The following is a 15775-nucleotide window of genomic DNA, read 5'->3' on the forward strand; positions in this document are numbered from 1 at the left end:
CAGTAACAAAACATCACCCTTCCCATCATTTAAAATCACACCCTTTCCAAATAGCAATTAGCTTTAATTTCCTACCTATATCTAATTAAAAGCGCTACAAAAAACAATTAACATCAGAACCAATACACAATAACTGAGTCATATTAACTAATGACATTTTATTAAAAATTGCAAAAGCCGTTTATTTAACCAGAATTATCCACACTACGCAGTCAGTGAGAAGGAGCAAATCATGGATGGAACAGGTAGCACCGCACCCCGCAGGAGTTCTATAACACCGGGCTCAAGAGGAGCTGCAAGGACCGTGGGTAACGCAGGTACAAGAACAGTCACAAAACTTACACGCTGGCAGCGTTTTAAGGAATTCCTGTTCTATCTATTTTGCTGCTGCATCTGTATAAAATCCCGCACTGCAAAACCACAACCTGACACTAATCCCATCGTGTCGCAGCCTGTTGTAAATAACACTCAAAGCCAACCGGGTTCAACTTCGAATCCAGCTTCGAGCCCAGCTCTTGGTTCAACGCCCAGTGCAGCAACACCGCCAGCGAGTGCTCCGGTTCCATCAAGGCCTCTATTCTCACCAAACAAGCATCGACGTAGCGAACCTGATAATGCGACACTGAAACGCTGGCTGATTGATTATGCAATACAAGATCCTGCAATGTGCACCGATACCATCATCCTATTATCATCAACAGTTAACATTAAACTGGATAAAATAATCAAACTGCTAGAAGAAATAGATCAGGAAAACGATGATACAAATATTCACAATTTCGCCCACGGTGCAGCAAATAACCTGAGACAAGAATTACAAACTCAACAAGGCCCCGTCCGATGCACTGGCCCTGACGGGATGGCACTTAACGAGTGGCTGGCAATGGCTGACGGCCAGCCGGATGCTAATTATTATATGCATGCCCTTGACAGACTATTTACCCAAAAAGGCTACAACCATGTCCCCATGGACATACGCTATTATGGCGGAGACCCTAATCAAGCAATGCCACCGAAGGCTGGCAAAAAAGCCAATCATCAAGTGCTGCGCCTAGCACACACGGATGCAACAGGTGGCCCTCAAAGGCATAATATTGACATCAGGTTCCAGCAGGGAAGCATTACTGATCACGCTGCCTATTATGGCTGTAATGTGATGTTCAACCCCTCAAACGAAGGACTAGGTACAACTCATGCCGGTGGCACCGAAAAAGCCATCAAGATGGGTGTGGGAGAAAATACTTTCTTGAAAGCTAATCGGGACTTACTTAAAAATCTTAAAGTGACTAGCGTTCCCCCCGGATTTGTTGGACGCACGGGTGCCGGAAAACTGGAACAGAAAGGCATTCATTCCCTCATCCATCAGGTAGCGCCTATAAAAAGGCACGCCAATACGGCAGCTCAATACCAGGTACTGATAGCTACCTGGAGAGATGCCTTCGAAGAAGCAGTAAAAGCCCTGCCTGACGGTACACCAGCAAACATTGCCACTTCAACACTTGGAGCAGGCGCCTACAAATGGACTCCCGTAGAGAGCCTGTCAGCGGCCAAAACCGCGTTGTCTCAACTTCCGCCAGAGATTGCCGCACGCATTGAGTCATTTGTCGTCATTGACTTACTTGACCCGGCAGGCAGAGGAGCCAGCCAGGGCGATGCTGTTTTCGATGCCTTCAGGGAGGTCTTTACCCATAATGATGAAATCGTACTGCAACGCACCGCATCCCCAGCGGGGGCGTCCCCAACAGATACTCGCACCCCAACATCAAGGCGAAGGCACACACCGAGAACGCTTACATCCGAAGGTAGGACTATTTCTCGCGAACACCATGGAGCCAGAGGAGAAACCGCTATGCATAGGGGTGCCAATCATGGTACGAGACCGACACTTGCCCCTAACCGGGCTGGCTCCATAGTCACTCCCCCCTCAGCACCCTCGCCTTCGGCTGCACGGACAGATGAGAGTGATGGCATGTGTGGTGTGTGTTTATCTACACCCGTGACAGCAGATAACAGGTGGAAAATTGAAACTGTACCCGTCTGTGAGGAATGTTATGTATCAACGACTGAAGCCCGGCAAAATGAACGGCAACTTATCCAATACAAGCAACCCGTCGTTAATCAGACGAAAGACAAATTACCCGGGCACGAACATAGCAGCACTGGCACAATAGCAATGACTTTCGAGGGCAAGGCAAAGTATAACATTATCAAGGGAAAACACCTCGCTGTTCAGAGCAAAAAACATACTCACTACCTACCAGATAATCCACTTGGCCAGGAAATGTCCAGACTGTTTACAGAAATCAACAAGCATGGTCTAACGTTTCAAATAGGCGATTCCTGCACATATATGTCAGCCATCACGGATAAAGACGGTAAAGTCAATGATAAGCTCAAACGCGCTTACGGGACCCACGTGACGCCTTACACCAAAATCCACAGAGGCGACAGGATTGATATAGGCGGCTCCAGAAAACAAATTAACAATCTGTCTAACGCGGAACTGCAAACCTACGGTCTCCAAGACGCCTACGGCTTGATTTTCAATATCCATATGAAAACCAGTAAAGATGGTGGCACGAATACTCATGGATACCCAGACCCCACCTATCCTCAACGCTTCCTTGATGAGGTAAAAGGTGCCGCTCAAAAACATAACCTCCAACAGGAACTGGATACAACAGAACTCAAACGTTTAATTGACGTGGAGATAAAGGCAGGACGAATGCCTAGATCCACTTAAATGATCCACCAGGTTCATTGTTCTTTTTCAACTGAATAAAAAAGGAGAGCTGGCGACTCTCCCTTTTTCGTGTGCTGACGCAACCGTGCGCCTTTAGACCAGGGCGCCGTTCTCGTGAACAGCCAGGTCATCCAGAACCTTACGGTCGATTTCGATGCAGGCTTTCTTCAGATCTGCGCCCCAGCTGTCAGCGGTGTTCTGATGGCCAAAAATACACGCCTGCCACGCGCCCTGGACCGATCCATAATAATGCGGCTATGTGACCGTTCCCTGACCAGCACAAGATAACGCATTTTCCTTCAACATGAGATCACGATCATTTCCCCACAAGCGGTTAACAACCGAGGAAGCAAACCTTCAAAGCGATCCCACGCATTCTTTTTGTAACCGGTCATTGTTATCGACTCACGAAAAAGGGTTTCACTGCTTAACGGAAAGCACGTCACCTTGACTAACATTCTGTTTCAATTAGCCCCATCCAGGCATCAGTGAAAACCCTGTTTTTTCTGTAGATAACAGGCTTATAAATTTCTAATTACCATTAAAAATAATTTAATGATTCCATCTACAGTACATTACCCTCACCATCACTTGAAATAACACCTTTGCAAAATAGCAATCAGTTATAATTTCCACTTATGTCTAATTAAACGAACTAAAAATAAACAATTAACATAAGAACCAACAAAGAATAACCGAGTCTTAGTAACTAATAACATTGCATTAAAAAATTGAAAAATCTGTTTATTTAAGCCGATTTATCAACACGGCCAATCAGTAAAAAGGATCAATCCATGAAAGGAAGCGCCATCCTACCAGAAACAAGTAACACCAACACGCTAGCCGCAAGACCCGCTGGTACAGCAGGTACAGCAGGTACAGCAGGTACAAAAACTGTCACAAAACTGACACGCTGGCAGCGTTTTAAGGATTTCCTGTCCCGGCTATTTTGCTGCTGCATCTTTATAAAATCTCGCAAAGCAAGCGCACAACCCGGGGTTACTCCCATCGTGTCGCAGCCTGTCGAAAATGGCGCTCAAGGCCCACAGGCCTCAACTCCGGGTGCATCAACAGCAACAGCTGTCCCCCAACGCACCAGTCAAAAAGATCAATCAGCACGATACGAGCTGGAGAACCCGGCAGCCTGGAAAGATGGAAACAGAGTAAAAACTCTCCATGGCAAGATATATATTGCAGCACTTGATCTCACTGATGATCAAAAAAATCGAATGAGAACAGGTAACCTTTCAACAGATGAATGGTGCAGTATTTTTGAAGCCATCAACAGAGAATGCATCAACCAGCCTTATGCGGGTGATCGAACCTATGCCTACGTACCAGGTGTATGGCGGCCAAGACACAATGGTACGCACAGTGCAAGACAAGCCCGGTTCTTCGATGTACTGTACGACCTGGTCAAGGAAACGCCTAATGGGATAGAACATAAACTGACCCCTGAAGAAGTCAACAGCCTGCGACTTGCCGCGTATTGCTATCGCGCGGGCCGGGTCGATGAGTCAGGCATGGGTAGCGACCAGTACCGCACCAGATCGGCACAGGTATATAGGGAACACGCGAAACAGATGGGCTTCACTGATGAAGTCATACAATGGACATCCGACATTATCAGCAGGCGTTTTTCCGAACCTTTATCCAGACCACGCCAGGAGTTTGCCTATAACATACTTGATATAGGCCACAGGCTGGATTTGCACAGGTGCTTCGGACAACCGCTCATGAAACATGAAATCGCAAAAATAGATGGCACACTGAAACAATGGGGACTGGGCAATCACAAGGACAGCCTCTGTCAATATGCAGTAGACCTCATTGAGGCGACGGGCTCTCCGCTATGCTTCCCACAAACACGAGATTATGACAGGGATACTTTTATTTATAACAGCAAACAAGGAGGAGCTTGCTGGAAACTGGTTACCTCTAAAAAATACCGAGACGCCAGGGTAACCGGGAGAGGAGAAGCCTGACCCAAAAAAAAGGGAGAGCTGGCGGACTCTCCCTTTTTCGTGTGCTGACGTAACCGTGTGCCGTTAGGCCAGGGCGCCCTTGGCGCGCTCTACGATCTGGGTGAATGCACCCTTCTCGTGAACAGCCAGATCAGCCAGAACCTTACGGTCGATTTCGATGTTGGCCTTCTTCAGACCCGCAATCATGCGGCTGTAGGTCAGACCGTTTGCACGGGCGCCGGCGTTGATACGGGCGATCCACAGTGCGCGGAACTGACGCTTGCGCTGACGACGGTCACGGTAGGCATACTGGCCAGCCTTGGTAACCGCCTGCTTGGCTACGCGGAATACTCGTGAACGAGCGCCGTAGTAACCTTTGGCCTGCTTCAGAACTTTCTTGTGACGACGACGGGCGACGACACCACGCTTAACACGTGCCATAGCTTAACTCTCCAAAAACCTTAAAACTGAACAAAAAGACAATTAGACGCGAAGCATCCGCTCAACCAGCGGCTTGTCCGCAGGGCACACCAGATTGGTGCCACGCAGCTGACGCTTACGCTTGGTGGTCATCTTGGTCAGGATGTGGCTCTTGAAGGCTGACTTACGCTTGAAACCGCTGGCGGTTTTCTTGAAGCGCTTGGCAGCTCCGCTTTTGGTCTTCATCTTAGGCATTGCTAAAACTCCGCATTTGGGCGATCGGTCCCACTTCCGGGGAAGGGTTAACCCGATGCCGATTTGATAAAAAACAAAGTTTTCCGGAAAAAGGAAACCTGCCCGACCGCGAGACCGGACAGGTTTACCGGTTTACCGAATTACTTTTTCTTTCGGGGTCCAAGGATCATGATCAGTTGACGGCCTTCCATCTTCGGACGCTGTTCCACGACACCCACTTCTTCCAGGTCCTTTTCAACCCGGTTGAGGAGTTCCATGCCCAGCTCCTGGTGAGCCATCTCCCGACCGCGGTATCGCAGCGATACCTTGGCCTTGTTGCCCTCTTCAAGGAAACGTATCAGGTTGCGCAGTTTTACCTGATAATCCCCTTCTTCAGTCCCGGGACGGAATTTGACTTCCTTCACCTGGGTCTGCTGCTGCTTCTTCTTGGCTACAGCTTTCTGTTTCTTTGTTTCGTACAGATGCTTGCCATAATCCATGATTTTACAGACCGGTGGCTCGCTGGTCGCGTTGATTTCCACCAGGTCCAGTCCAGCACTAACGGCCTGCTCAAGAGCGTCACGGAATGCGACTATGCCGACCTGCTGGCCATCAGCGCCTATCAGACGTACTTCTTTTGCACGAATATTCTGATTAATCGGTGCAGCAGGTGCCTGCCGCCGATCCCGTGGGTTAGGACGTTTAATTGCTATATCTCCTGTTTATTCGTCGGAAGCCGTCGCTACACGGCCACGTCTGGCAATCTCTGCCGCCAGCATTCCCTGGAATGCTTCAATCGTCATGGAACCAAGGTCTTCCCCGGAACGCGTACGAACGGCAACAGTGCCGGATTCTACTTCCTTATCCCCTACGACAACGAGGTAAGGTACACGTTCAATCGTGTGCTGGCGGATTTTAAAGCCGATCTTCTCATTTCTCAAGTCCGCTTTTACCCGGAAACCCTGTTCTTTAAGGGTTTTTTCCAGCTCAGTGACATAACCGGCCTGAGCATCAGTGATGTTCAGCACCGCGACCTGCACCGGCGCCAGCCATACCGGGAACCGGCCTTCGTAATGCTCAATCAGGATACCGATGAAGCGTTCGAAGGAGCCCAGGATTGCACGGTGCAGCATAACCGGGGTCTTGCGCTCGCCATCTTCATCGACGTACTCGGCGCCCAGTCGGCCAGGCATGGAGAAGTCTACCTGCACGGTACCGCACTGCCAGACACGGCCCAGGCAGTCCTTCAGGGAGAACTCAATCTTCGGACCATAGAACGCACCTTCACCGGGCAGTTCTTCCCAGGGCAGACCTTTCGCATCCAGCGCTTCGGCCAGGGCTTTTTCCGCCTTGTCCCAGCTTTCATCGGAACCGACGCGCTTCTCTGGACGGGTAGAAAGTTTGTAGATCAGGTTCTCAAAGCCAAAGTCGTCGTAGACTTCGTGCAGGAAGTCGATGAAGTCAGACACTTCGTTCTGGATCTGGTCTTCAGTCACGAAGATATGCGCATCATCCTGAACAAATCCACGCACACGCATGATGCCGTGCAACGCACCGGACGGCTCGTTACGGTGACAGGAACCGAATTCCGCCAGACGCAACGGCAGGTCACGGTAGCTGCGCAGCCCCTGGTTGAACACCTGTACGTGGCAGGGGCAGTTCATGGGCTTGATAGCAAAATCGTGGTTTTCGGAACTCGTTGTGAACATATCGTCCTTGAACTTGTCCCAGTGACCGGATTTTTCCCACAGACTGCGATCAACAACCTGCGGCGTTTTAATCTCCAGGTAGCCATGATCACGCTGCTTCTGGCGCATGTACTGCTCCAGCACCTGGTAGATGGTCCAGCCGTTCGGATGCCAGAACACCATGCCCGGAGCTTCTTCCTGAAGGTGGAACAGGTCCAGCTTCTTCGCCAGCTTACGGTGATCCCGCTTTTCCGCTTCCTCGATGCGCTTGATGTACGCCTTCAGGTCTTTCTTGTCGCCCCAGGCTGTACCGTAAATACGGGTCAACATCTTGTTCTTGTTGTCGCCCCGCCAGTAAGCACCGGCCAGCTTGGTCAGCTTGAACGCTTTCAGGAAACGGGTGTTGGGCACGTGGGGACCACGGCACATATCCACGTATTCTTCATGGTGGTAAAGACCGACCTGCTCAACGGAATCATCCATCTCATCGATGATTTCCATCTTGTAGGTTTCGCCCCGGGCCTCGAAGAGACGACGGGCGTCATGTTTTGAGGTCCAGATCTTGATGACATCGTAGCTTTTGCTGATCAGGTCCTGCATCCGCTTTTCCAGCGCCTGCAGGTCTTCGGGGGTGAAGGGTTCGTCGGTATCGATGTCGTAATAAAAACCTTCCTCGATCACCGGGCCGATCGCCATCTTGACATCCGGACGCAGTTGCTTGATCGCGTGGCCGATCAGGTGGGCGCAGGAATGACGGATAATCTCCAGGCCTTCCGGGTCGCGGGGGGTGATGATCGCCAGTTCAGCGTCTTCGCTGATGGTTTCACAGGCATCCATCAGCTGGCCGTTCACGCGACCGGCCAGCGTAGACTTGGCCAGGCCGGGACCGATATCGGCGGCCACGTCCATGATGGTCAGGGGGTTATCGTATTCGCGCTTGCTACCGTCAGGAAGGGTAATTACGGGCATCAGGAGTCCTTACTGTTATCAGTGGCGACCCGTACCAAGGGCCGCATGAGGCTCAACGTTTTGCCTGCCGAAATAATGACTGCCACCTGAAGCATCACGCCAACAGGCCACAGAAGAATAAAAACAATTAAATCAGACAGGCAGGCATACAAAAGAAGTTGTTATACGGACTGCAGAAAAATTGTCAACCACAAACCTAAGAATCGGTAAAGGTAAAACAACCAATGATCCTGCGCCCAGCGAAAAACCGAGACAATCACTACTACCAGAAATAACGCACCTTTCGGCTCATACCCGGTGACGGATAGCGATCCATATTCTCAGCAGTCACCAGTGCCACCGGCGTATACTGGTTGCCTTTGCAATTGCCCATGGTTTTATTGATACCGTAGATGCCCTGCTTTTCAGGGAACCATTCCACCGTTGCCAACAGCTGACCACTGCGCAACCAGGGGCGCGCTGATACCAGGTTATCAAACCCTGTCACCACGATACGGTTTTGCTGGCCAGCCGCGTCAATGGCCACCAGAGCGCCAACCGCCATATTGTCGCCAGCGGCGACAACCCCTTTCAGGTTCGGGAATTTTTTCAGCCACCCTGCGACAACCTGTTCAGCCCGGTCTTTCTGCCACCCTGCAGCCTCTATGGCAACCACTTTCAACCCCGCCGCTTTCAGGGCATGCTTAAATCCCGTCACCCGCTCAAAGGAACAGGTATCCCCCGGTCGTCCCGCCAGTATGGCCACCTGATCGCCCGGCGAAAGCCGACTGGCAACCAGCCCCGCCACCTCTTTTGCTGCTGTACGGTTATCGGGACCCACCCAGGGAACAATCAGCTGTTTATTACCCATCAGGCGGGTATCCAGACGACTGCCGATATTGACGACACATACACCCTGCTTCCTGGCCTTAAGCAATTCCGGCAATAATGCCTGGTCATCGGCGGGCGCCAGAACGATACCCGACACATGACCTGCCAGTAACTGGCGTAAAAAAGCGCGCTGTACGGCTACATCTCCCTCCAGCAAAGCACCACCAGCATTTAACCGGAAGGGGGGCTGCGCGGACTGCTGGTAAGTTCTCGCCATATTTTCCACCGACTGGTAGAACTGGCCATCCAGACCATGCAATACCAGTCCTATCACAGGTTGCGGTTCTACCTTTTTCCCCGCAGACGGTTGGCCATGGTCAGCAGCCATGATTTCGGCGTTACAACAAAGACAAATAGCCAGCGCGTACCTGCTGATGAATCTCATCACTTTCTCACACCAGGCTTGCTCAGGAGCTTACAGTGTAGCCTGCAAATCGTCAGTCAAGCCGCTAACACGCGTTAACTGTCGTATTAGACGGAAGTCACGTCCCTGAACACGTGTTTTCTAAACCAACGCTGCCTTTTGTCCGTATAGTGTATTATCCCGCTACTGATACAATGCCCACACCATGATCATTGCCGACCTGAATAAATGAGCCACAAACGCCCGAACACTGACAATTACCTGGATATTTTCCTGAACGACCGCCCACTTATGGACGTCCGTGCACCGGTGGAATTCAGCAAAGGTGCGTTTGCCCATTCAACCAACCTGCCATTAATTAATGACCGGGAGCGGGAACAGGTTGGCATCCGCTACAAGCAAGAGGGACAGGCCGCCGCCATTGCCCTGGGCAATGAACTGGTATGCGGCAAAGAACGCGACGCCCGAATAGAAGGTTGGGCACGGCATGTCCGGAACAATCCGGAAGGCTACCTCTATTGTTTCCGTGGCGGGCTGCGCTCGCATACCGTACAGGCCTGGCTGCAGGAACAGGGTATCGACTATCCGCTGGTCACGGGCGGTTACAAGGCCCTGCGTCGTTTCCTGATAGATGAAATGGAAGAATCTATCAATCAGTGTCGTTTTTTCATCCTGAGCGGCAAAACCGGCACAGGTAAAACCCGGCTACTGACCACGCTTCCCGGCCATGTCGACCTGGAAGGATTGGCCAACCACCGGGGCTCCAGCTTCGGACGCCGCATTGGCGGCCAGCCCAACCAGATTGATTTTGAAAACGCTCTCTGTGTTGCGCTGTTGAAAGAACGGCACTTCCGGGCGGGTACGGTCATCCTTGAAGATGAAAGCAAGCTGATTGGTCGTTGCAGCCTTAGCCAGGAATTTCGGGAAAAGATGCAGCTAGCCCCCATTCTGCTTCTTGAAGAAGACCTTGAGTACCGCGTTCAGATTACCCTTGAGGAATACGTGGAAGAAAACCTCAAGGAGAATCTCGCGACTTATGGAGAAGAAGGTTTCGAACGTTATGCCGAGGCGCTTCTGGCCAGTCTGGACAGGATTCGCAAGCGTCTGGGTGGTGCCCGGCATCAGGAGCTGCGTGCAATTATGGAACAGGCACTGACAGAACAGCGCAACGGCTCCATTGAACGTCACAGGGAGTGGATTCGCACTCTGCTGGCGGACTATTACGACCCGATGTACGAGTACCAGCTAGGCAACAAACAAGGCGAAGTCGTACTGAAAGGAGATCGTAATACCATTCGTGAGTGGGTAATGGAGAATCTACCCCATCAAAGCGCAGCCGCATAAGCGACGAGAGACGTACTGCATCACTCACGCAGTACGTCTCAACAGAACACATTCAGATCACAATCATCCGATCTAAATGGCCAACTTCATGGCCACCAGCCCGCCTAGCGTAAACGCAATACCGAGTACTTTCACCGGATGCAGCGTCTCATGGAAAAACAACCGACCTATGATTGCGGTTGCAATAATTCCAAGGCCACCCCAAACCGCATAAGCAACACTGAGATCAATATGGCGTATGGCCAGGGCCAGGAAACCAAACGCGGCAATCTGAACAACCATCACCGCCACAGCCAGTAGCTTGTGGCGGAAGCCGTCAGACAGTTTGGTCATGACATTACCCAGCACATCACACGCTGAGGCTGCCACAACCAGCATCAAGGCAATAACCGGTACATTATTCATTATGCTGCCCCCTCCATGCGCATGGTTGACGTAGGCACGTCTCTGGAATGTGTATCCAATGAACTGCTGTTGTCGTCAGACTTTTCCGCCAACTTTTCCCCAAGGTTCATCAGCACCAGTCCGGTCAACAAGCAGCCGATGGCAACCAGCTTCCATGTCGAGAAGGTTTCGTGGAAGAACAGCCAGGAGATGGCACTGATCAACAACAGCCCAACCCCTTCCCACATGGTATAGGCCAGTGCCAGGGGAATTTTTCGCACCGCCTGCGCCAAACAGTAATAAGACAAAGAAATAAGAACCGCCATGGCGCCATAACCCAGCCAGGGATTCTGTTCAGCCGCGAGTTTCATAAACGAAGTGCTGGCCACTTCGGTCACAATCGCCGCCAGCAGCATAAGCCAGTAATACATGATGACACCTGCGTCACACAGTAATTAATTGATTTGAACGAATAAGAGAAACGGCAGGTAAGCCTGCAAGGCTTATCCACCCGGTGAGCAGGTGGTGAGCTAAAGTTCTGAGCGCCAGTAGCGTTCAGCTTTGTGGAAGGCGAGAAGACTGCACATCGAATACATACTCAATCAGTGAATGGGTAATCCCACTGACTGCAGAGCCTAACCGTTGCGGTCAAACACTGCAATGGCGGGGAATACGATAAATTTCCATCCGCCCTTGCCCAGTCAGATCCGCAGCGTAGCGTTTACGCCCCTCTGGATAACAACATTACTGATTACCTGTCTGCAAGTACTCTTGAATCACCATTCGCCTGGTATTTAACAGGAAGTTTCGCAGACAAAAAAGGTTGGCAACCACATCAAAACGAGAAATTTCAAACTGTCGCTCAATTATTTCACCAAACAACTTCATCAAACCCCTGTCTGCCTCATGTTCAAACATGCCCTTTAAAATGTTTACAATGTAACCCTCACCCCTCGAAGTGAATTGATCCAGCCATTGGGACAAATGCTCGACACTCGCTTTAAAGTTCTCATTGTTTTGCAACAGATTACTGTGAAATTCACTTCCCAATTGAAACCGCTGCATTTCAAACACTTCGAACACAGCCTGGTGCAGGCAAAGCTGTCCCTCGCTCATAGTGTCCAGTTTAATATCGCCTTCACCCAGTTGATGCATCGGGCTGTACTCTGCCCGCAAGGACTTAAACATGGCGCTGTCGTTGGGTACAGAAGCCAGTTCAGTCATCACCTTCACCTCAGGGTCAATAATTTTAACGGTTACCATCGGAATAGCCCCGAAAGAGCATAGCGTATAACCGGAATCAACTATCTTCATCAATGGCTGCTCAGGTTGCTGCCTTCTCCCCTGGATAACGTCTTTCGCCTGGATAGCGTGTTGCTCCTCCCCGGCAAGAGAAGCAGGCAGCTCATGGTGCTGAGACTGTGGCAAGTCCGGCCTTGTCTGTCTCCGGGGCGGGGTCACCTGCATTTCGCCGACAGTCGATACCATGACAAACTCAGCTGATGACGGTTGGCCGATAGATACAACAGGGGAAACACGGGGAGAAACCGTTTTTTGCTGTTTTCTGCGCTTTCTGATCGCACCAGTAGCAGGCGACGGACCTTCAGGGTCGAGCGGCCAGCTCAAAACATCTGTCGCCACGCCAGCAGCGGTGACAGGATTGGGCTGGACAGGCTCGCTCTGCTGTGGAAGCCTGGACTGATCCGGAACCAACCCCTGAGCCGATTCAGTTTCCGCCTGATTCTGCTGATCCATCGGTAGTGACGGGGAACTGCCAACTGGCATCTGTATGGGTAAACCCCTCCCCCCAAAAGAAATACCTTTTGCAAAATAGTCCTCGTTCCAGGCCTCCGGCATTTTTACCGCCTCTGCTGGTATCGATAGCGCCGATTTCAACAAGAGGTTTTGCGCCTCACGTCTTTCAGACGCTATGATCTTTTCCTCCTGCAATTTATCAACCCACCGGGTTAATTGTTTAACGTTGCTCCTGGATACCACCTTTATCCCTTTCTTATCAATTAGATAGCCAAATATTTTTTTTATAACATGTACAACAACAGGAGTGAGAGGGCGTTTTTTAAGGTCTGTCACCACTTTCCCGAAATCCAGAAGTGTCTCAATATCATTATCATTAAATACTTTCTTTTCATTCAGTTCAGAAATGGATTTATCCCACACCTCACACGCCATATCCTGCCAGAATGCCACTTCCTCCTGATCCCTGAGCAAAAACAAACACGCTAGGTTACCAAGAAATATGGTTTTATATGAATCGAGCGATGCATATCCTTCAGGCGACCCTGTAAATTCTGAACGACATATTTCCCTTATTGAATCAGCATTATCCTTAAACAACTTTTCGAAAAGCAACTGTCTGTATTTTTCTTTTAGTCGCAATTCACTCGGCATTTTAGCATCAACTTTATCAAGCCGCATGGCCGACTCCAAAAAACCGGCCCTCGTACCCTCTTCAAATCTTTTACGAAACGATTGCCAGATTTCTTTCCTAAGTGATTTCTTCTCAAATGCTGCTAATACCCAACCAATATTCTTGATTACATTATTAGCTAATTCGTCTCCAATTTTAATAGACCTCGGCGTAATTGATGTTTTTTCTCTTCCTTTCGACTCTACTTTGGTGTGCGTAGCCGGGACACCTTCTCTTGCATCGAGAAATGGCCAAATCCAAACTACCAACTCATCAATTTTAATCTCAGACAGTGTAATTACTTTAGACGTCCCCATTTTAAAAAAACGATACACCGCCTTAACCAAGGACAACAATACAAAATTTTCCGGTACATTAGGCGCTATGCGTTTAAACACAAGCAACCTATCAACATCATATTCCATGCGTTGAGCCGACCTGAAAAGAACATTTAACTCTTCTAACCAAGTCTTGCATGCTATTGTCTGCCAAATTATATACTGAACCTCATCCAACAAATAAACATAGTTACAATTTATTTCAAACTCCGGCTTTCGATGCTTTACCGCATCATTTAACTCTTTATGAATATCACCCTTATGAGATACTTTTGTTTTTGCAACCAACGACCCATACTCATTAATAACAGGGTTAAATAATGCATGTCGCAACTTGATCTTTAGCAATTCGGCCATTCCAAACAGTCGACTTGGCGCAGGCAGTTTTTTTATCTCTTCCTCCTTTTCCAGATATTCCTTAAACAAACCAGCAATACAGGCAGAAGATTTTTTTTCATAATCCATACAGTGAATCATCTCCTTTAGCTTCGCTTTACACTCCGCATAAGTTACTTCACAAAACTCCACCTGCTTACCTCTATAACATATATCAAAGAGTTCCGAGCAATCATCATTCCAACAGCCTGTTTCTCTTATTTTCTCAAGCACAGGCCTAGCCTCGAGCTTTATATGACCACTATCCTCTTTTGAGTCAATTAGTTGGCGAAAAATAAATTCAGCAGACCTAGGCAAAGCCTCTTCAAAATTATCAATTACCCATCTAAACATCGCAATATAATCTGAACAAAACTGAAACAACATCATTAATATTTCAAGCAGAGCAATACGCTGACCAACAGTTATATTTTCATTTTCCAGCTCATTCATAACACCGGAAAAACGCCATCTCACAACATTACTGCATTTTCTTTTTTCATGCCCCCCTACATTCATCGACTTCATTTTACTCTGCCATTTTATAACAGCCTCTTCACTGCAATCGTCCCATTGTCCCTTTGGCACCTTACAAATTATTTCATAAAGCTCCTTCTTTCTATCCTCATACATTAAAAATTCACTTCTTACAAAAACCTCATTACGAAAAACGGTAGCCTTATCAGACAATAGGAAATCTACGATACGTATCACTTGATTGACAGACTCCAACTCTGGAGCCTCGACCATAGATTCTAAAAAACCCAATTCCTCCTCAATAAATGCTTTATAAACTAACTTCAAATTCTCCTGCTTCTTACTATCTTTATATTTATTATTTCTGGCAAAAAAATCCGCAATATCGTTTAATTCGTGATAAATCTCAAAACCGGAACCCTCATCTACCTTTTGTTTGATTTTTTCTAACGCAAGATCAAAACAAACCCTAAAGCAAGGCCAAATCTGTGACATTAAATAACATTTATTTTGCAATAAATCCACATCTCTATCTCTTGCTTTATAAATATCTTTCCTAGCAATAATAATTTTCAAGCATAAATCAAACGCATTGTCTTCATACCAGGATTCCTCCATTAACAAATTTGAAACATTTCGGTCAACATATTCTCGGAATTTTTCTGTAGTGCGGAAATGATCGACTTTTGGCAGGCTGGGTTTACTCAAGGCGACCCTAACCCGACGGGATGGTACTGATAATACTGACGCGTAACTCGGTGTAACTGCATCCCCGGTCACTTGCCAGGGTTGTACAGCTCTCCCTTCAACAGATGTTACTCCTCCCACAGCTCCAGATGTTTTTTTCTCAGGGCTGCGTCCAGTATCCTGTACCGCTCCCCCACTAGCTGCCCCGTTATATCTTACCGTTTTTTCCATCACAATATCCTTCAGAAAGAATCATCCCAATCTACCCCTCATAAACCCATACTTATTTAATTGCTATTCAATTATTCCTACCAACAAGAATTCATAGTTTAGGTTCTTCCCATTACCGCAAAGCAATGAATCGCCTTTATAGATTGAACTACTACTATAGAGTTCTCACCATCAGTTATGGGACAGTACACAGAAGCGTTTCAACCAAACAATTAAGATTACTGACAATAATTATCCTTAATCTGCTCATCACCTAACG

Annotated in this window: 11 protein-coding genes; 3 read left to right on the forward strand and 8 right to left on the reverse strand. The window is 48.7% G+C overall.

The genetic code is table 11. From position 1 onward, the window contains the following. The first annotated feature begins 304 nt into the window (after positions 1 to 304). On the forward strand, positions 305 to 2743 hold the full coding sequence (locus AC27K1_RS09280) for a hypothetical protein (RefSeq protein ID WP_487150018.1): 2439 nt from the start codon (positions 305 to 307) through the stop codon (positions 2741 to 2743). Positions 2744 to 3537: 794 nt separating this feature from the next. Further along, positions 3538 to 4728, forward strand: a complete 1191-nt coding sequence (locus tag AC27K1_RS09285; RefSeq protein WP_487150019.1) for a SidE phosphodiesterase domain-containing protein — start codon at positions 3538 to 3540, stop codon at positions 4726 to 4728. A 63-nt stretch (positions 4729 to 4791) separates the two neighbouring features. Here AC27K1_RS09285 and rplT read toward each other — a convergent pair whose 3' ends face one another. From rplT to AC27K1_RS09310, 5 genes are all read right to left on the reverse strand, one after another. Next, positions 4792 to 5148 (reverse strand): 50S ribosomal protein L20, encoded by a 357-nt coding sequence (rplT, locus tag AC27K1_RS09290; RefSeq protein WP_345198805.1) that lies wholly within the window; start codon positions 5146 to 5148, stop codon positions 4792 to 4794. Positions 5149 to 5190: 42 nt separating this feature from the next. Then, on the reverse strand, positions 5191 to 5382 hold the full coding sequence (rpmI, locus tag AC27K1_RS09295) for a 50S ribosomal protein L35 (RefSeq protein WP_211824155.1): 192 nt from the start codon (positions 5380 to 5382) through the stop codon (positions 5191 to 5193). A gap of 140 nt (positions 5383 to 5522) precedes the next feature. Continuing rightward, positions 5523 to 6074 carry a translation initiation factor IF-3 gene (gene infC, locus AC27K1_RS09300; RefSeq protein WP_487150267.1) on the reverse strand — a complete coding sequence of 184 codons (552 nt, stop codon included), beginning with the start codon at positions 6072 to 6074 and terminating at the stop codon, positions 5523 to 5525. Positions 6075 to 6083: 9 nt separating this feature from the next. Then, positions 6084 to 8018: a threonine--tRNA ligase gene (thrS, locus tag AC27K1_RS09305; RefSeq protein ID WP_487150021.1), complete on the reverse strand. Its 1935-nt coding sequence runs from the start codon at positions 8016 to 8018 to the stop codon at positions 6084 to 6086. 262 nt (positions 8019 to 8280) lie between these two features. After that, positions 8281 to 9216 (reverse strand): substrate-binding domain-containing protein, encoded by a 936-nt coding sequence (locus AC27K1_RS09310; protein ID WP_487150023.1) that lies wholly within the window; start codon positions 9214 to 9216, stop codon positions 8281 to 8283. 264 nt (positions 9217 to 9480) lie between these two features. On the opposite strand from AC27K1_RS09310, the gene mnmH reads away from it, so the two are divergent. Beyond that, complete coding sequence (gene mnmH / locus AC27K1_RS09315) at positions 9481 to 10596, forward strand: tRNA 2-selenouridine(34) synthase MnmH (RefSeq protein WP_487150025.1); 1116 nt, start codon at positions 9481 to 9483, stop codon at positions 10594 to 10596. Between the two features lie 72 nt (positions 10597 to 10668). Here mnmH and AC27K1_RS09320 read toward each other — a convergent pair whose 3' ends face one another. From AC27K1_RS09320 to AC27K1_RS09330, 3 genes are all read right to left on the reverse strand, one after another. Continuing rightward, entirely contained in the window at positions 10669 to 11001 is a 333-nt protein-coding gene (locus AC27K1_RS09320) for a DMT family transporter (protein ID WP_395178943.1), read from the reverse strand. Then, complete coding sequence (locus AC27K1_RS09325; RefSeq protein ID WP_487150027.1) at positions 11001 to 11411, reverse strand: DMT family transporter; 411 nt, start codon at positions 11409 to 11411, stop codon at positions 11001 to 11003. Before AC27K1_RS09325 ends, AC27K1_RS09320 begins: the two co-directional genes overlap by 1 nt. Before the next feature lie 313 nt (positions 11412 to 11724). Next, positions 11725 to 15516 carry a hypothetical protein gene (locus AC27K1_RS09330; protein ID WP_487150029.1) on the reverse strand — a complete coding sequence of 1264 codons (3792 nt, stop codon included), beginning with the start codon at positions 15514 to 15516 and terminating at the stop codon, positions 11725 to 11727. Between the last annotated feature and the right edge of the window lie 259 nt (positions 15517 to 15775).

The sequence above is a fragment of the Kistimonas ophiarachnellae genome (assembly GCF_057552235.1).

Excerpts from the sequence above, each read along its gene's own strand:
- mnmH (WP_487150025.1), top strand. The coding sequence starts at position 9,481 with ATGAGCCACAAACGCCCGAACACTGACAATTACCTGGATATTTTCCTG.
- AC27K1_RS09310 (WP_487150023.1), bottom strand. The coding sequence starts at position 9,216 with ATGGCTGCTGACCATGGCCAACCGTCTGCGGGGAAAAAGGTAGAACCG.
- thrS (WP_487150021.1), bottom strand. The coding sequence starts at position 8,018 with ATGCCCGTAATTACCCTTCCTGACGGTAGCAAGCGCGAATACGATAAC.
- AC27K1_RS09320 (WP_395178943.1), bottom strand. The coding sequence starts at position 11,001 with ATGAATAATGTACCGGTTATTGCCTTGATGCTGGTTGTGGCAGCCTCA.
- AC27K1_RS09325 (WP_487150027.1), bottom strand. The coding sequence starts at position 11,411 with ATGTATTACTGGCTTATGCTGCTGGCGGCGATTGTGACCGAAGTGGCC.
- rplT (WP_345198805.1), bottom strand. The coding sequence starts at position 5,148 with ATGGCACGTGTTAAGCGTGGTGTCGTCGCCCGTCGTCGTCACAAGAAA.
- AC27K1_RS09285 (WP_487150019.1), top strand. The coding sequence starts at position 3,538 with ATGAAAGGAAGCGCCATCCTACCAGAAACAAGTAACACCAACACGCTA.
- AC27K1_RS09330 (WP_487150029.1), bottom strand. The coding sequence starts at position 15,516 with ATGGAAAAAACGGTAAGATATAACGGGGCAGCTAGTGGGGGAGCGGTA.
- rpmI (WP_211824155.1), bottom strand. The coding sequence starts at position 5,382 with ATGCCTAAGATGAAGACCAAAAGCGGAGCTGCCAAGCGCTTCAAGAAA.